Consider the following 17465-nt stretch of genomic DNA (forward strand, 5'->3'; position numbering starts at 1 on the left):
GGTTACTCCTTTGGTGGTGTTGCGTTTACTTTACGGATGGCACGTGCGTTCCCGCTAGGACGTTTACGCGCGGCCGCCATTTTCGACCAGATGGGCTCCCGGTCACCGGGCTCCCTCGCCGCGTTGCGCGCGGCCAGCGAACCGACGACGTCGTGCACCAGCGAGCGCGGCGAGTACTTCGCGCGCTGCCGCTGCCAGAACGAAGCCGAGGACTTCATAGCCTCCGACTGCTCGTCGACGGCCGCCCAATAGTCTGCCACCTCCTGCTCGTCCGGGGAGTGCGTGGAGAACGTGGAGCGGTCGGCCGAGTCGGCGAGCGCCATCGCCGACAGGCCCGCATCGGGGAAACCGTCCACGAGGTTGCGGGCGTTCTCCCGCCGGGTGGCGCCGGCACGGGAGACGACCCCGTAGTCCGTGGCCTGGCTGAGCACCTCCTGCCAGCCGCCGCTGACGCGGTCGCCCGCCGTGCCGAGCTGGGCACGCCGACGACGACGGCGCAGCTTGAGCGCGAGGACCAGCAGGAACGGCGACAGCAGGAGCAGCACCGATCCGAGGGAGATGCCGACCGTGATGATCAGCGGTCCCCACAGCTCCCAGAAGGTCTTCTGCTCCTCCTCGGTCTCCTGCGGTTCAGGCGCGGTCTCCGGGGGCAGGTCCGCCTCCTCCTGGGCGGGAGGCGGCGGTTGCAGCACCTGCGGCTGCGGCACGGCCTTGGGCTCCTGCTCGGGCGGAGTCGGCTGCTCGTCGTCGTCGGGGGTCGGGTTGAACGCCACCCATCCGACGTTCTCGAACGCGATCTCGACCCACGCGTGCACATCCGCGCCGGTCAGCTCGATGGCCCGCTCGGGCGCGTATCCGTCCTCTTCGGGATAGAACCCCATGACGACCCGGGCCGGGATCCCCTGCTCGCGGGCCATGAGGGCCATCGCGACCGCGTACTGCTCGTCGTCGCCGATCAGGTCGTCGGCGTCGAGCAGACTCGTAATGCGGCCCGCCCCGTGGCCCGAGAGCGACGGCACCTGGCCCTCGGCGCCGTTGGAGAAGTACCCGCTGGTGCTCAGGACCGTCTCCAGGCTGCGGGCGCGGTCGAGCGACCCCTGCGACGACCCGATGAACTCGACGGCCTTGGCGGCCGCCATGGGGGGCACGTTGGCCAGGTCCGGCATGCGCAGCTGCGCGAATCCCTTCTCGGCCAGCTCCTCGTCACCCGCCCGCACCGGGAACTGGACGTGGGCCGTGTAGGAGTCGCCGCTGCTCAGCCCGATCGAGCTCAGCGCGGTCTCGGCCTCGTCGCTGTAGAACAGCGAGCGCGCGAGCTCGTCCTCCCGGGCACCCGTCACCTCGACCCCGGTGAGCCGGCCGCCGGCCGGCAACCAGACGCCGTCGTACTCCCCGATCTCGATCTCGAGCTCGCCCGCGACCCGGCCCTCGCCCGAACCGGTGGTGCGGATGTCGGAGGAGTCGCCGACGGGCGCGAAGTTGCCGCCCGACTTGGGGTCGACGTTGAAGACCATGCCGTTGTAGGAATCGAGGGCGGCCAGACGGACGCGCTCCCCCTCGGGCAGGCCCTTGACGGTCAGCAGGGTCTCGTCGGCCATGTCCTTGACGTACTTGCGGAAACTGGTGAGCGGGCTCGGATAGCTGTAGAGGTCCACCGGCGGCTCGATCGCCTGGCGCAGGACCTGGCGCGGGGCCTGCGGACTGATCAAGGGGGCTGCGGCGGCCGTCACGCCGCTGGCCGCGACCAGCACGACGGCGCCGATCGCCACCCGCCGGACCAGCCCGTCCCGCATCCCGCGGGCGTCCTCGTCTGCATGGTTCAGCGAGCGGAACCCGTCCTTGACGACGCGTCCCACGTAGCGCCGCCAGGCGAGCCAGGCGACGAGCACCGCGATGAACACGCCGCCGCGCAGCAGGGGCAGCGGCACGTCCTGGGTTCCGAAGATGATGCCGACGACGAACATCGTCAACAGCGGCAGCAGCGTGAAGAACGGCGAGCGCAGCCACCACGCGGTCAAGCCGGCGACGAGCGCCGTGAGCATCGCCGAGAGGAAGACGACGACGAGCACGCCGCCGAAGGCCCCGACGGGCGGCGAGACGGTGAGCATGTCCTTCCAGGACAGCACGACGCCGGCCAGCAGGGTGCGCAGGGATTCCAGGGTCGGGACCGCCCCGTAGAGCGCCTCGCGCGGCGTCGCCAGCGGGGTCCCGAGGAGGAGGTAGAGCGCCGCGAAGACCGCGATGGTCCGCCAGGTCCCCAACCGGAACCAGACGTTCGCCCAGGCCAGCCCCAGGCCGGCGACGATCCCGCCGATTCCCGCGAGCAGGAAGTGGGCGCTGCCGCCGTAGGCGTCCCAGAGCCCGAGGACCCCGAGGAACAGTGCCAGGCCGAGGCAGGCGGCGTCGACGCCGTAGCGCCAGAGGGGAAGCTTCTCTCTCACGCGGCGGCCCTCCTCAGCATCAGCCCCAGTTCGTCGAGGTTGCCCAGCGTCAGGACCGTCAGGTCCCCGATGTTCGCGCGGGCCGCGGTCAGGCCGTGGCCGCAGCGGATCGCGATGGCGCGCACGCCGAGGGGGACGTGCATGCTGGCCGCGCGCAGCTGGCGGGCCGTGGTGCCCGCGCCCGTGAGGATGAAGACCACGGACGCGTTCGGGACCGTGTCGGCGGTGGTCCGAACGACGTCGACGACGCTCCTGCGCATCGAGGGGCGCCCCTCGACGCGGGTGAGCCCGTCCATCATGTTGCGGCCGGTGTCGGTCCGCACCGGCCCGGCCTGCGTCATGACCGAGAGCTTGCGCTGCTCGGCGGCCGCCTGCAGGCCGATCGAGGCCGCGGCCGAGACCGCGAGCTCGAAGTCATCACCCGCTTCCTCGCCGTACTCGGCCAGGTTCAACGACAGGGCGATCGCGAGGTGGGATCGCCGCGTCTCCTCGAACTGCCGCACCATCAGCTGGCCGGTCCGGGCGGAGGACTTCCAGTGGATGTGCCGGCGGTCGTCGCCGGCCTCGTAGTCGCGCAGGGCGTGGAAGGAGACGTCGGAGTTGGACAGGTCGCTGGTCGGCATGCCCTCCAGATCGCGGATGAAGCCGGCGCTGGAACCGTCGAGCGCCGTCGTTCTGGGATGGACGAAGAGATCGTACTCGTCGGTCCAGCGGACCTGGCGGCGCAGCAGCCCGAACGGATCCTGCCGCACGGAGCGGACCGGGCCGACGGCCAGAACGGCACGGCGCCGGGTCGGGATCGTGAAAAGGTCCTCGTGCTTCGCGGCGGGCTGCAGGCGCGGGACCCGGAAGGCGGCGACGGCGGCGCCGACGGGCAACTCCATGGTCGCGCCGAACGAGGGGCGCTTGGAGACGTTCTCCACCACCATGGCGCCCACCGCGCGGTCGCCCACGGCGACGCGCGTGCGGTTCAGGTCCAGGCCGACGTCGTAGTCGGTTCGCCCCAGGATGAACAGCAGGGCGATGACGAGCAGCAGGCCTGCCATGAACGCCCCGACCACGGCCTCCTGCCAGCCGAAGACGACGCCGAGGATCCACAGCAGCACCGCGGTGCCGGCCACGACGAAGCCGAGCGGCGAGACGATGCGGCTCGCCGGCTCGCCGAACCGCCCGCCGAATTCGCGCAGCCGATCGACGAGGGGCCCGGTGTATTCGCGCACGATGACGAGAGCCTCCCCCACCGCGGAGGCCGACCGGTTGGCCGTCTCCCGGAGGGCCTGGCCGCGTCCGGGTCGCCCGGTGGCGCGGGGTGCGCGCCGTGTCGCCCGAGGGCTCATGCCTGACCAGCGTCCCGTCGCTTCACGACGGTCGCGTCGTCGTCGGCGTCGGTGCCCATGCGGTCGGAGGCGTACTGCTCGTCGGCGTGCGACCCGGTCGCCGTGACGGCGGCCGGCACGGAGCGCTCCCGGGCGGCAGAGTCCTCGTCCTGCGCGGCGAGCGCGGCGGTGCCGCGCTGGGTCGGCGCCGGGACGGAGCGCACGACGGCGGAGACCACCTGCTCGGCCGTCGCACCGGTGAATTCGGCCTCGGGGTCGAGGACGATCCGGTGCGTCCAGACGTGCGGGGCGAGCTCCTTGACGTCGTCGGGCAGGACGTAGTTCCGGCCCTCGGACGCCGCCCAGATCTTGGCCGCCCGGACCATCGCCAGGGCGCCGCGGACGGAGACGCCGAGCCGGGACTCGTCCGCTTCGCGCGTGGCCTCGCACAGCTGGGCGACGTACTCCAGGACTGCCTCGTCGACGTGGACCGTCGTGGCGAGGTCCGCCATGTCCGCGATGGCCTCGGTGGTGATGACCGGTTTAAGTGCGGTGGAGCGGTCCTTCTGCGAGGACCCGGAGAGCAGCTCGACGGTCGCCGCGCGGTTCGGGTAGCCGATCGACGTCTTGATCAGGAAGCGGTCCAGCTGGGCCTCGGGCAGCCGATAGGTGCCGGCCTGCTCGATCGGGTTCTGGGTCGCGATGACCATGAACGGCCGCTGCTGCGGGTAGGTCACGCCGTCGATGGTCACGCGCCCCTCTTCCATGACCTCGAGCAGCGCCGACTGGGTCTTCGGCGAGGCGCGGTTGATCTCGTCGGCCAGGACCAGGTTCGCGAAGATCGGTCCGCGGTGGAACTCGAACTTCTGCGTCTTCTGGTCGTAGATCGTGATGCCCGTGACGTCCGACGGCAGCAGGTCGGGCGTGAACTGGATGCGCGAGTTCGTGCCCTTGACGGTGGCGGCAAGCGAGCGGGCCAGCATGGTCTTGCCCGTTCCGGGGGCGTCCTCGAGGAGGACGTGGCCCTCCGCGAGCATCGCGGTCAGAACGAGGCGCACGACGTCGTCCTTGCCCAGGACGGACTTGCCCACGTTGGCCACCAGTTTTCCGAAGGTCTCGGAAAACCAGGCGGCCTGCTCGTTGGTCATGGTCATTCAGTTGACTCCATTTCCGTTAAACGCTTTTCAACGATGAGAATTGACGATTCAAATATTCTTCTTGTCCAACCGGCATGAAGAAGAAGTCGATCTGAAGGCGACCCTCGAAGGACTACCAGTAGTGCCTTTCAGATTCGACACCACCTACAGTCGCGTAGACGGGGTTCGCGTAGCCGGCCTGGTTTACACAACTAACCGTCTTAGTTGCCGTTCCGCTACTGCCGATATCAATCGTGTGCTGGTAATTGTTGATTTTTCCGTTCGCGTTGTAGCAGTTGACCGGATACGTGCCAGGGCTAAAGTACTTCGCTGTTACCTTGAACTGGACGCAATTCGTCCTGCACGTACCTGGAAGGTTGTTGTTAATACTTCCCTTTGCCAGGTCCACATCACGTTCAGGCTTTCCATTTGTGGTCGCCTTCTTCGTCCATTGGCGCTTCTGCCCCTCCGAATCCGTCGCGACGACCTTGAGCTTGACCTCGGTCGAGTATCCGAGGCCGGTCACTTTCTGGACGCCGTCGTTCGCCGTCTTCTTGCCGTCGATGGTCACGGTCTGCGTCACCTTGCGGCCGTTGTACTCTCCGGCATTGGTGTTCCACGTGAACTTGACCCAGTCATCACCGTGCGATGCCCCGAGCTTGCCGTTGTTACGCAGCGGGCCGTACGCGCTGGTGCTGTTGCTCGGCGCACTCGCCTTGGCCGGTCCTGCCGCGTTCACCGCCCGGACGCGCCAGGTGTGCGGATCGCCGTTGGAACCGGTGTCGATGGTCGCTCCGGGACCGCCGAAGGACCGCCAGCGTCCGCCGTCGGTCGAGTACTGGTAGCCGGTGATCCGTGCTCCGTTCGCTCCGGGCGCCTTGAAGTTGAGCTTGACCATGCGGTTCGCGCCCGTCGCCTCGGCGTTGACGTTCCCGATCGTCTTCGGGCGCCCGTACGGCGTCACCGCAGTGGACTTCGGGCTCTGCGCCGAGTCGCCCACCCCGTTGGTCGCCATGATCGTGAACCGGTACGACTTGCTGGTGCTCAGCCCGGTGACGGTCTGGTTCAGCTGATTCGCCGGGATGTCGCGGATGGTTCTGACAACGGAACCGCTGTTGAAGACGCGGAGGGTGTAGTTCCGGATGGCCGCACCGTTGGCGCCGGGCGCCTTCCACGCGACGTTGACGACACCGCCGTCGATCGCCGATTCCTTGCGCACGGCGGTCGGCGCGTTCGGCTGGAAGGGGGCGCCGGCCGGGGTCACCGCACCAGAGTAGGGACTCCACTGCGACGGCTTGGACGCCTTGTTCACCGCGCGAACCCGGACCTGGTAGGCGGTACCGTTCTTCAGTCCCTCCCACGTGTAGGACGTACCGGTGATGCCCGTGACCTGGGCGACGCCGTTGGCCGGGGCAGGCGAGATCTCGAGCGTGTAGCTCTGGATCGCCGATCCGCGGCTGACGGGAGCCGTCCAGTTGAACGCCGCCTGCTGATCGCCGCGCTTGCCCGTCGGGGCCGCCGGCTGCTCGGGTTCGACGTCCGGACGCGCGTCGGCCGACTCCGGGGATGTCGGTGATTCTCCGATCGCGTTCGTCGCGGTCACCGTGAAGTTGTAGACCTGGTCGTTCGTCAAGGGTTCGATGGTGCACGTCGTCGCGGCGCACTGCTGCGTGTGCCCGCCACCTGAAACCGTGTAGTGGGTGATGGGCGAGCCGTTGTTCGCCGGCGGATCCCACGTCAGGACCGCCTTGCGGTCGCCGGTGGATTCCACACGGGGCAGCGAGGGGGCAGCCGGCGCCCCCTTGACGTTGAGCGTCACCATTCCGGAGACGTTGCGCTCCGGATCCTGCGTGACGTCGCCGATGACGTATTCGACCCGCATGGTGCCGACGAAATCTTCGTCCGGAGTGATCGCGACCTTGTCGCCGCGGACGTCGGCGTCGCCGACCTCCTCCAGCTCCCGGGCGCTGATCAGCCGCAGGTCGCCCTCGTCCGCGTACGGGTTGTGGTCGTTGGCGAGGACGTCGACGATCTCCGTCTGCCCCTGCGCGGCCTCCGGCACGTTGTCCGCGACGGCCACGGGGAGCTCGCGGGTCGAGCCCGTCACCGTGACCGCCATCGCGGCCGAGACCGGCGGGTTGACGCCGTCGCTGACGGAGACGCCCACCGTCCCCCGGGTGCCCTTCGGCGTGTCGGCCGGTGCGGTGATGCGCAGGTTGTGGCCGTCGACGATCTCCGCGTCGACACCCTGGATGTCTACCGCTCCGAGGGAGAACGTCAGATTCGGGATGTCGTCCTCGTTGGGATCGTTCGCGGCCATCCGCAGGTCCATGACGGCGGGCTCCTCGCCCTGGCCGACGGTCAACGAGTTGGCCTGCAGCGTCGGCGGGAAGTTCTCCGGATCCGGCTGCTCCTCTTCCTCCTCCTCGGGATCGCCCTCGGGCCCCTGGCCCTCCTCTTCCTCATCCGGGTCGTTGCCCGGGCTCGGCAGCACGTTGACCGGGGCCGTCAGGACGGACGTGAGGCCGCGTTCGTCGTCGGGCCCGGACCCGTCGGTGACCTCGAAGGTCACCGTGGCCGAGCCGGAGAAGTCCTCGGGGGCGCGGAACGTCAGTTCCGTGGCCGACTCCACCAGGGAGCCGTCGTTCTCCGGCATCGAGCTGACGCTGTCCTCGGTCGTCAGCCGCGGCGTGCGGCCGTCGCGCACCAGGACGATGTCCTCGAGGTCGATCGGCAGCGCCTCGCCTGCTGTGACTTCCAGGGCCAGGTCGCTGCGCAGGATCGGGCGCGCCTCCCCCGTACCGGGCACGTGGACGAACGCCGTCGACGTAAGTCCATCGGGATCGGTCAAGGTGTAGGCGACGATCTGGGGAGCGGCACCGATCGCCACGACCAGCCCCTCGTCCGTCATCGTCGCCGACTCCGGATCGTCAGGCAGCGACACGGCGAGCTCGTCGGGGCTCCCGTCGGGGTCCTCGTCGTTGCGGAGGATGTCCACGGTCACCTCCTCGACGTCGATGATCTCCTCGAGGGAGACCCGGTCGTCGCGGGCGATCGGTGCGAGCAGCTTGGCCTCGGGGTCCGACTTCACGGTCAGCGTGGCCGCCGCCGTACCGCCGCGGCCGTCGGAGATCTGGTAGCGGACGGAGGTCGTGCCGTCGTCGGGCGGGGAAACCAGCGTGACGCGCCCGTCGACGACCTCCACCTCGGTGCTGGTCTCCGAGCTGGCCTCCGGCATGAGCCCCAACGGGTCCCCGTCCGGATCCGTGTCGTTGCTCATGACGTCGACCGCGACCGGGCGCTCAGGGCGGACGGTGATGAAGTCGTTGACGGCCACCGGCGAGTTGTTGGCCTCCGCCAGTGGCGCGATGCCGATCTTGATCGTGGCGGTCGCCCGGCCGCCGAGCCGGTCCTCCACGACGTAGGTGAACTCGTCCGTGCCGCTGGCGTCCTCGTTGGCCGTGTAGTCGATCGACGCCCCACGGATCTTGGCCGTGCCGAGCCGCGGCGACGAGCCGAACTGGACCAGGGAGACGGAGTCGCCGTCCGGGTCGATGGCGTCGAGCGGGACTTGGACGTTGGTGCTGCTGCCGGCGAACACGCGGCCTTCGACGGGCTCCGGGTTCGGCGGCGTGTTCGACTCGAGATCGGCGTCGTCGGCCGCGGGCTTGACGTTGAACGTCACGGTGGCGCTGGTCTCCTGGCCGTCGGGCCCGGCCACCGTGTAGACGGCCGACACCTGGCGCGGCTTGCCGCCGAAGTCGCCGGCGCGGAACCGGACGGTGTCGTCGGCCACCGAGATCAGGGACCCTTCGCCGAGATCGTCGGTCTCCCCGAGCCCGGGCAGCAGGGTCAGGTCCCCGCCGTTGGGATGGATGTCGTTCTCGAGGACCTTCACGGTCGCCACGTCGTGTTCGCGTACGACGACGGAGTCCGGGTTGGCCTGCGGCGGGTCCATGCGCGGCGGTGCCGGGATCGGCACGATCCGGATCTCGCCGGTGGACTCGCCGTTGCCGTTCGCGACGGTGTAGTTGATGGTGGCCGGCTCGGTCAGGCCACGGACGTCCGTGATCCGGACGAACGTGTTCCGTTCGACACTCGTTGCGAACGGGGCCTCCGGATCGTTCTCGGCGCCGGTGACGACCAGCACCCCGCCCGCCGGGTCGGTGTCATTGCCGAGGACGTCGACCAGGACGTCCTGGCCCGCCGGCAGCAGCGCCACGTCGCGCACCGCGACGGGCGGTTCCTCCTCCTCGGCCGGCTCCTCGATGTCGATGCGCACGAGCCCCGGCGCGCTGGCCGGGCCGTTGGTGGCCACGTACTTGGCGTAGAAGGTGCCCGCGCGTTCGCCCTCGACGGTGACGATGCCCGTCTCCGTGTTGGTGCTGATCTCCAGGCCGTTGACGTCGTCGACGCTGGCCAGCCGGAGGCCGTCGCCCGACGGGTCGCGGTCGTTGACCAGCGGCTCGAACGTCACCGGCTCGTCCACCTGGGCGACGACGTGGTCGGTGGCCGTGACCGGCGGGACGGTCGATTCGGCGAGCACCTCGACCAGGACGCGGCCCTTGGTGCTCTCCCGGCCGTCGGAGACCTGGATCGCGACTTCCTTCTGACCGATCCGCTTGCCGTCGTCCTGGAACGTCAGTGTTCCGTCGGGCCGCGCGCGGATGATGTCGTCGCCGTCGCTCGTGCCGCCGAGCAGCTGCAGGTCGTCGCCCTCGGGGTCGGTCCAGTCGGGGAGCAGGTTCTGGCTCACGGATTCGCCCTGCTGGACACGCAGCACGGTCACACGCTCCTGCTCGGGAGCCTCGTTGGTGGCCTCGTCCACGATGTTCACCTGGACGGACGCCGAATCCGTGCCGCCGCGCCCGTCGGAGGCGGTATAGGTGAACGTGGCCGCCCCCGAGGCGTCGTCGGGAACGGTGATCTGGAATCCGGTGCCGTTGTGGACGGGCTGCAGCTCGCCGTTCGACGGGCCGGACCCCTCGACCTCGGCGGTGAGGAGGTCGCCGTCCGGGTCCACGTCGTTGTAGAGGACCGGCAGCATCGTGGTTCGTCCGGGGCGCACGCTGTACGTGTCGTCCTCGGCGATGGGCTCCTCGTTCTCCTCGGTGCGGTTCGGCAGCTCGACCGCGTCGGTGATCTCCTTGGTCTCCTCCTCCTTGGCCTCGCCCTCTCCCGCCGGCGGCTCGAGGTCGCTCCAGTTGCTGACGATCTCCATGCCCTCGTTCGTCAGCCACACCTGCCCGGAGGCGATGTCGTTGAGCACGACGACGTCCCGGTTCACCCGGAACACCAGTTCGGCGCCCTCCGGCATGTCGGGGACGAGCACGTTCTGGTTCTGCCCGGGGTCGTCGCAGTGCCGCAGGTACTGGCCACTGGTCTGCCAGGCCGCGTAGGTGCAGGTGCCGACCCGTACCGGCTCGATGGGGGTTCCCGCAGTCTCGACCTGCTCGTAGTTGATGTCCCGGCCGTCGAGGCCGACCGTCGCCAGAGAGTTGTCGAGGGCGATGGCGACGCCGTCGTTCTCCGGGCCCGGCGCCTGGACCCGGGCGTTGGCGGGGTTCTCGACAGTCGCCCGGCCGCCGTCGGACGTGAAGACGTCGCCGGAGGCGGTGTCGAAGACGACCCCCGTCTCCCCCACCGCGGTCAGCTGCGGTTCGGAGAGCTGCGCCAGGTCGGCGATCTCGATCTCCTCGTCGGGTTGCGCAACGCCCTCGTCGTCGATCGTGAAGCTCGCCATGATGCCGGCCTCGTAGTCGACGGTCCAGACCGTGTCGTCCGCGCCGACGACGGCGTCCACCTCGCCCTTCGACTCGATGAGGGGTTCGGCGGCGTCACCGGAGAAATCGGAGAGGCGGTCGACGGTCGTCGCCTGCACCGTGCCGTGCTCGTCGTCGGTGACCGCGACGACGGACGAACCGAAGGAGAAGGAGGAGTTGGCGGGCAGGTTGTTGTCACCGGCGAACTGGACCATGGCGGGGTCGATAGTCGTCAGCGACGCCTGCTCGAGGTTGCGGACGAAGACCCGCTCGGCGTCCTGGACCAGGTCGTAGTTCGACAGCGGTGTGACCACTCCGCCATCGATGACACGGGACTGGTAGTTGATGTGCCCGATCTTGCCCTCGGCCTGGTTGACGACCCAGACGCCGCCGTCGTTCAGCTCGACGTCGGCGGTCTCGAAACCCGGGTAGATGACGGCGCCGGTGACGGCGAGAGCCGCCACGGCCGAGACGGCCGTCGACTTGAAGCCGGTGCTCTTCAACGCCGCAGGCCACCCTGATCGTGGGGACTTCGCCATAAGTGCATGTTCCTTGCTCTGGTGGTCACGAAAAAGCGCGGTTCGACCCCCGCGCTGCCCCCAACCGGACAGGCCGAACCCACCCCATTCTAGGGAAAAGAGAAATTCATGACCATGGGGAGTTCTCCCCATGACCTATCCGAGCTCTGACTAGAAGTTTTCCGGCGGCGCAAGCGACACAGGGCCTCAGCGCGGGCACGAACGGGTTCGTCGATTCCGTCCACGAGATATTGTGGCACGCTGTCGAGTGCCTCCGTGCACCGCGGTCGTCAGTCGATGACGAGGGAGCCGCCCTTGCCATGGGCGAGATCGAACGGGCAGACGTCGCCGAATCCGCGGACCGGCGTGCTCTCGAGCTCCGACAGGATGAACCTCTCGTCGTCCTTGAGCGTCGCCGCGGTGAGGGCGTCGGTAAGGATCTGGCCGGGCTCCGCCAGCGCCGTCAGACGCGCCGCCAGATTCACGGTCGGCCCGTAGATGTCCCCGAGTCGGGACAGGACGCGCCCCCAGACGACGGATACGCGGGCCGACGGCAGGGCCTCGTCCGCGTTGAGCTCCTCGGCGAGCGTGAGGGCGATCTGCGCTCCCGCCTGCGGGGTCTCGGCGATGAACAGCACTTCGTCGCCGATGGTCTTGACCAGGCGTCCGCCGCCGACGGAGATGATCTCGGCGGACCTGTTCTCGAAGCGCTGCACGAGCTGGGCCAGCGTGCGCTCGTTCATCCGGCGCGATAGCGAGGTGTAGGAGACGAGGTCCGCGAAGCCTACAGCGCGGGCCAGCGGCAGCGGCGCATCGTCGTCGTCGCCCGTGGAGATCGCGCCGGCCTGCGAGCGCGCCCCCAGCCGGTGCACGGCCGAGTTCAGGTTCCGCCGCCACGAGTAGACGAGCAGTTCCTCGATGGGCGCGATGAGGTCCGGAAGCAGCTCGACCATGGTCCGGCGGGCCTCCGGGTCGCTCATGCCCTGGTTCTGGATCATGTCCTCGACGAGGGCCTCGATCTGCCACACGACCATCCGGTCCGTCATCTGGCCGATGGACCGGGTCACGGAGATGGCGGCCTCTTCCGTGAGCGTCTCCGACCGGACGTTGTCGATGATGGTCAGCAGGGCGTCCAGGTCGGTCTGCGTGAAGGCGACGTCCTCGTCGCCGTGGTTGGGGAAGCCGAGGGCGCGCCAGAGCTTCCGGGCGCTGTGAAGGGAGATGCCCGCCTTCGCCGCGACTTCGCGGCGCTTCATGGTGCGCTCACCGCCGATGAGCCGCGACTCGAGGTTCTTGGTGGATGCCTTGACCCGTTGGCGGTTGATGGCTTCGACGAGCGGGAGGGCGCGGGTGGTGGGCCCCGGATCCGTCGGCAGGTCGACGGCGGAGAGAGAGGCGCCTTCGTCGATCGTGTAGGAGTCGTCGAAGTCGCCGGCCGAGCCGGGCTCGAAACGGGACCTGTCCGGGAACTTGAGCTCGACGTCGACCCGGGGCATCTCGCGCGTCGCGGGATCGGTGTCCTGAGCAGTGTCCTGCCGGCGCCCCGCTTCCTCGGGTGTGGCCGCCGTGGAGGCATCCGGCGTCTGGGGGTACCCGCGAGCCTCGTCGTGTTCGCGGTTGTCAGACATGCGGCATCCCATCCGGCGTCCGGCCTTCCGGCGCCGCCCAATCCATCTGTTGTTCAGTCTCCAGTTCTACACCATCGAACATGACGCTTCGAGGCAGCTCCTCGATTGCGTCGAGGACCAGCTCGCGCAGCTTGTGGACGCCGGGCACGTTTTTCAGAGTCGTCTCTCCATTGGCCGTGATCATCACCAGGTGCCCCGCCCCTGCCGAGCGCTGCATCATGGTCTGCCGTACGGCTAGTTCACGAATCAGCACGAGGGGAAGTTCCCGCAGCGACCGGGCGCCGACTCCCGTCCGGATGACGATGCGCCGGTTGGTGAGGTAGTACCAGGTCCGGCTCCACCGCAGGTAGGGAACCAGGCTCCATCCGATGGCCAGCAGCGCCCCCAGGCCCAGGACCGAGGGCAGCAGGATCGGGAGGATGTCCACGAGCCACGGGGGCAGTCCGTCCCGGCCCAGCCACCCGGCCCCGAACGCGGTGGCCGTCACGACGAGCAGGAATGCGCAGACGGGCCCGTTCAGGGCGCGGCGGTGCTGACGGGTCTTGACGATGACCCGCTCCGCCTCGCCGAGCTTGATGCGCATCTGCCGTCCTCCTCCCGCGTCCCATCCGTCCGGTTCCGCTCTTCCCTCGTACCGTCCAGTCTAGTCAGCGTGGTCCCGCGAGGTCAGTTCGGCGGCTCAGGCGTAGCCGCCGTCCGCCCGGCGGAGGTGGACGACGTCGGCCGCGTGCACCGTGTGCCGCTCGCCGTCGGCGCCCGTCAGGGTGAGTCCGCCGTCGGCCTCGAGCGACGTGGCGGTTCCCTCGAGCTGCTGGCCGTCCGGCAGCTCCGCCCGCACGACGGCGCCGATGGTCGCCATGCGCTCGGCGACGAGTCCGCGCAGTTCGCCGAGGGCCCGGGCGTCACCGCCGGAGGAGGTCAGCTCCCGGTACCGTGCCGCCACGCGCTCGAGGTAGGTGGAGAGGATCTCGGTGCTGCCGACGTCGTACCCGGAGAGGGCGAGGCTCGTCGCGGTGGCGACGGGGAGCTCACCGGCGGTGAGGTTGATGTTGATGCCGGCGCCGACGACGACGGCGGGCGGGCGGCCGTCCGTGCCGGGAACCAGCTGCGCGAGGAGGCCCGAGAGCTTCCGCCACCCGTCGGCACCGGGCTCGAGCGGGGCGATGAGCACGTCGTTCGGCCACTTGATGCCGGCCCGCACCCCGTGGGACTCCAGCGCCTCGACCAGGCTGCGGGCGCACAGCATCGAGAGCCACCCGTAGGCCTCGGCCGGCAGCCGGTCGGGCTTGAAGAGGACGGACACGGCCAGGGAGCTCCTCGGCGGCGCCGACCATCCGCGCCCCAGCCGCCCCTTGCCCGCGTTCTGGTAGTCGGTGGCGAGGACCGTCAGGTCTCCGGCGCTGCCGGCCGCGGCGGCGAGGTCGACGTTCGTCGAGCCCGTCTCCTCGACGACGGTGATCTCCGCGTACGGGCCGGCGGGAGCGCGCAGGGCGTCGAGCCGGCCGGGGCCGAGCGGGGGCCGTGCCGGGCCAGATCCGGAGGAGGCGGTGTGTGTCGAACTCATGCTCCAACCCTACTGGCGGCGGCCCGCGGATTGGATCGGCCGCCTCCGCCGGCTAGAGGAAGATGTCCGGAATCAGGCGCCCGGAGCCGGCACCGTAGCGGGCGAGGTCCTCGATGCCCGCTTCGGCCAGGACGCGCTCGTCGGTGAAGAAGTTGCCGGTGCACCCGGCGCCCGGGCGCGAGAGCACCTCGACGGCGGCGTCGGCCACGATCTCCGGCTTGCGCGCGGACTGGACCATCTGCTCGCCGCCGGGCAGGGCGCGGATGGCGGCCGTGTCGATCAGCGTGGCCGGCCAGAGCGAGTTCACGCCGATGCCGTCCCCGCGCAGCTCCTCGGCCAGCCCCAGGGTCGTCAGGCTCATCCCGTACTTCGCCATCGTGTAGGCGAGGTGCTCGCCGGCCCACTTGGGCTCCAGCGTGGCGCCGGGCCCGCTGGCGATGGGCGGCGAGAGCGTGAGGATGTGCGGGTTGCGCCCCTGACGGGCCGACTCGCGCAGGTGCTCCAACGCGAGCTTCGAGAGCAGGAACGTCCCGCGGACGTTGATGTCCTGCATCAGGTCGTAGCGCTTCATGTCGACCGCGTCGGTCGTGGACAGATCGATCGCAGAGGCGTTGTTGACGACGACGTCGATCCCGCCGAACGCTTCGACGGTCGCCTGCACGGCGCGGGCGACGTCGTCGTCGTTGCGCACGTCGCCGACGACGGCGAGACCCCGGCCGCCCGCGGCCTCCACCTCGGCGGCGGCGGTGTGGACCGTACCCTCGAGCTTGGGGTGCGGTTCCGAGGTTTTCGCGAGCAGGGCCACGTTGGCGCCGCGCCGCGCGGCGGCGAGGGCGATTGCGAGGCCGATTCCACGGCTGCCGCCGCTCATCAGCAGGGTTCGTCCGGCGAGATTCTGCGGGTTGTTCTCCGTCATGGAAGCCAGCGTAACCCAGATCACTCCGGAATGTTACCCGCCAGTAGCATTGGAGTCGAGGGGTTCGCACGGGCCGCGCCGCGAAGATTCCGGTCGATTTTGTAGGCTTCCTACAGCCGTATCGGGCTCTCGTCTCATTAGACTTGCCTGAGCAGGTGCTCGCGTTGTGCCATTCCTACAGCAGCGAGGACCACCGAAGCCAACCGCTGGACAATCTAAGGAGCCTTCGAAGGATGAGCGACGCCGAGACCACGGCCGGTACGGCCGACGCGGAGACGATCGACCTGAGCACCACCGCAGGCAAGATCGCCGAGTTCCGCCGCCGTCAGGCCAAGTCCCTGCTGCCGTCCGGCCCGGAGGCCGTCGAGAAGCAGCACGCGCGCGGCAAGAACACGGCCCGCGAGCGCATCGAGATGCTGCTGGACGCGGACTCCTTCGTCGAGTTCGACGCCCTGGCCGTGCACCGGACCACCGCCTTCGGCATGGACAAGAAGCGCCCCCTCGGCGACGGCCTCGTCTCCGGCTACGGCACGGTCGACGGCCGGCTTGTCGCCGTGTACGCCCAGGACTTCACCGTCTACGGCGGCTCCCTGAGCAAGGTCAACGGCGAGAAGATCGTCAAGGTCCAGGAGTTCGCCCTGCGCAACGGCTGCCCCGTGGTCGGCATCAACGACGGCGGCGGCGCGCGCATCCAGGAGGGCGTCGCCTCGCTGGCGATGTTCGCGGACATCTTCCGCAACAACGTCCACGCCTCCGGCGTCATCCCGCAGATCTCCGTCATCATGGGCCCGTGCGCCGGCGGCGCGGCCTACTCCCCGGCCCTGACCGACTACGTGATCATGGTCGACAAGACCAGCCACATGTTCATCACGGGCCCGGACGTCATCAAGACCGTCACCGGCGAGGACGTCGACATGGAGACCCTCGGCGGCGCGCGTCAGCACAACTCCACGACGGGCACCGCCAGCTACCTCGCCTCGGACGAGACCGACGCCTTCGAATTCGTGCGCGAGCTGCTCGACTACCTGCCGTCGAACAACCTGGCCGAGGCGCCGCACGTCGAATTCGACGAGGAGCTCGAGCTCACCGCGGACGACCTCTCGCTCGACACGCTGATCCCTGATTCGGCGAACCAGCCCTACGACATGCGCACGGTCATCGAGCACATCGTCGACGACGGCGAGTTCCTCGAGATGCAGTCGCTCTACGCGCCCAACGTCATCATCGGCTACGCCCGCGTCGAGGGCCGCTCGATCGGCATCGTCGCCAACCAGCCCATGCAGTTCGCCGGCACCCTGGACATCGCCGCGAGCGAGAAGGCCGCCCGCTTCGTCCGCAACTGCGACGCGTTCGGCATCCCGATCCTCACGCTGGTCGACGTCCCCGGCTTCCTGCCGGGCAAGGACCAGGAGTTCCAGGGCATCATCCGCCGCGGCGCCAAACTGCTCTACGCCTACGCCGAGGCCACTGTGCCGAAGCTGACCGTGATCACCCGCAAGGCCTACGGAGGCGCCTACATCGTCATGGGCTCGAAGAAGCTCGGCGCCGACATCAACCTGGCCTGGCCGACAGCCCAGATCGGCGTCATGGGCGCCCAGGGCGCGGTCAACATCCTCTACCGCCGCGACCTGGCGGCAGTGGCGGCCGAGGGCGGCGACGTCGAGGCCAAGCGCACCGAGATCGTCGAGGGCTACGAGGCGGAGCTGCTCAACCCGTACCAGGCCGCCGAGCTCGGGTACATCGACGCCGTCGTCGCGCCAAGCGATACGCGCCTGCAGATCGTCCGGGGCCTGCGCGCCCTGCGCGACAAGCACGCGTCGATCCCGGCCAAGAAGCACGGCAACATCCCGCTGTAAGGAGCGCCATGAGCATCGATTCCCCTCCCGAGACCACGCCGGCGGCCGCCGGCGGCGGCGCCGCGGAGCCCGCGTTCGAAGTGACCCGCGGGAATCCGACGCCGGAGGAGCTGGCCGCGCTGACCGCCGTCGTCCTCTCCCTCGGCGGCGACGACTGCGCGGCCGGCCCGAGCCAGCGCACACGCAAGGAGACGATCCGCAACCGGGTGCGCCACAGCCGCCGCATGGTCTCCATGCCGGGGGCCTGGCGCAGCGGGCGCTCCTAGGAGACTGCTGAACTATTGGGTATCGGGGCGTCCGTTTCGCGCGTTGTGGCGTGCGAGGCGGA

The 17465-nt window shown here is 69.4% G+C and carries 9 protein-coding genes and 1 pseudogene; 2 read left to right on the plus strand and 8 right to left on the minus strand.

Features of this window, described 5'->3' with window-relative positions; translation table 11 throughout:
- Positions 1 to 2: 2 nt before the first annotated feature.
- From IE069_RS09805 to IE069_RS09840, 8 genes and pseudogenes are all read right to left on the minus strand, one after another.
- Positions 3 to 2441, minus strand: coding sequence for a transglutaminase-like domain-containing protein (locus tag IE069_RS09805; protein WP_189349984.1), 2439 nt, complete (start codon positions 2439 to 2441; stop codon positions 3 to 5).
- Positions 2438 to 3778 carry a DUF58 domain-containing protein gene (locus IE069_RS09810; protein WP_189349986.1) on the minus strand — a complete coding sequence of 447 codons (1341 nt, stop codon included), beginning with the start codon at positions 3776 to 3778 and terminating at the stop codon, positions 2438 to 2440. The genes IE069_RS09805 and IE069_RS09810 overlap by 4 nt, the downstream gene beginning before the upstream one ends.
- 164 nt (positions 3779 to 3942) lie before the next feature.
- Positions 3943 to 4911: pseudogene (locus IE069_RS09815) on the minus strand (AAA family ATPase); the annotation flags it as partial.
- Positions 4912 to 5026: 115 nt separating this feature from the next.
- On the minus strand, positions 5027 to 11158 hold the full coding sequence (locus IE069_RS09820) for an Ig-like domain-containing protein (protein ID WP_229791062.1): 6132 nt from the start codon (positions 11156 to 11158) through the stop codon (positions 5027 to 5029).
- A 305-nt stretch (positions 11159 to 11463) separates the two neighbouring features.
- The gene (locus tag IE069_RS09825) at positions 11464 to 12801 is read right to left on the minus strand and encodes an adenylate/guanylate cyclase domain-containing protein (RefSeq protein ID WP_229791063.1); all 1338 of its coding nucleotides are present in this window, start codon (positions 12799 to 12801) and stop codon (positions 11464 to 11466) included.
- Positions 12794 to 13384: a PH domain-containing protein gene (locus IE069_RS09830; protein WP_189349991.1), complete on the minus strand. Its 591-nt coding sequence runs from the start codon at positions 13382 to 13384 to the stop codon at positions 12794 to 12796. Before IE069_RS09830 ends, IE069_RS09825 begins: the two co-directional genes overlap by 8 nt.
- A 96-nt stretch (positions 13385 to 13480) precedes the next feature.
- Positions 13481 to 14365 (minus strand): biotin--[acetyl-CoA-carboxylase] ligase, encoded by an 885-nt coding sequence (locus tag IE069_RS09835; RefSeq protein WP_189349993.1) that lies wholly within the window; start codon positions 14363 to 14365, stop codon positions 13481 to 13483.
- A 52-nt stretch (positions 14366 to 14417) separates the two neighbouring features.
- Complete coding sequence (locus tag IE069_RS09840; RefSeq protein WP_189349995.1) at positions 14418 to 15281, minus strand: SDR family oxidoreductase; 864 nt, start codon at positions 15279 to 15281, stop codon at positions 14418 to 14420.
- A 233-nt stretch (positions 15282 to 15514) separates the two neighbouring features.
- Here IE069_RS09840 and IE069_RS09845 point away from each other — a divergent pair, with 233 nt between their 5' ends.
- A complete protein-coding gene (locus tag IE069_RS09845) occupies positions 15515 to 17137 on the plus strand; it encodes an acyl-CoA carboxylase subunit beta (protein WP_189349997.1) in 1623 nt (540 codons plus the stop codon).
- 8 nt (positions 17138 to 17145) lie between these two features.
- Complete coding sequence (locus IE069_RS09850) at positions 17146 to 17403, plus strand: acyl-CoA carboxylase subunit epsilon (RefSeq protein ID WP_189349999.1); 258 nt, start codon at positions 17146 to 17148, stop codon at positions 17401 to 17403.
- Positions 17404 to 17465: the final 62 nt, after the last annotated feature.

Origin of the sequence: Zhihengliuella salsuginis (assembly GCF_014651715.1) — a bacterium.
In the GTDB taxonomy this organism is placed as follows: Bacteria; Actinomycetota; Actinomycetes; order Actinomycetales; family Micrococcaceae; genus Zhihengliuella; species Zhihengliuella salsuginis.

Bases quoted from the DNA above. Each gene is read 5' to 3' on its own strand.
- IE069_RS09835 (WP_189349993.1), bottom strand. From the start codon at position 14,365: ATGAGTTCGACACACACCGCCTCCTCCGGATCTGGCCCGGCACGGCCC.
- IE069_RS09845 (WP_189349997.1), top strand. From the start codon at position 15,515: ATGAGCGACGCCGAGACCACGGCCGGTACGGCCGACGCGGAGACGATC.
- IE069_RS09825 (WP_229791063.1), bottom strand. From the start codon at position 12,801: ATGTCTGACAACCGCGAACACGACGAGGCTCGCGGGTACCCCCAGACG.
- IE069_RS09830 (WP_189349991.1), bottom strand. From the start codon at position 13,384: ATGCGCATCAAGCTCGGCGAGGCGGAGCGGGTCATCGTCAAGACCCGT.
- IE069_RS09840 (WP_189349995.1), bottom strand. From the start codon at position 15,281: ATGACGGAGAACAACCCGCAGAATCTCGCCGGACGAACCCTGCTGATG.
- IE069_RS09810 (WP_189349986.1), bottom strand. From the start codon at position 3,778: ATGAGCCCTCGGGCGACACGGCGCGCACCCCGCGCCACCGGGCGACCC.
- IE069_RS09850 (WP_189349999.1), top strand. From the start codon at position 17,146: ATGAGCATCGATTCCCCTCCCGAGACCACGCCGGCGGCCGCCGGCGGC.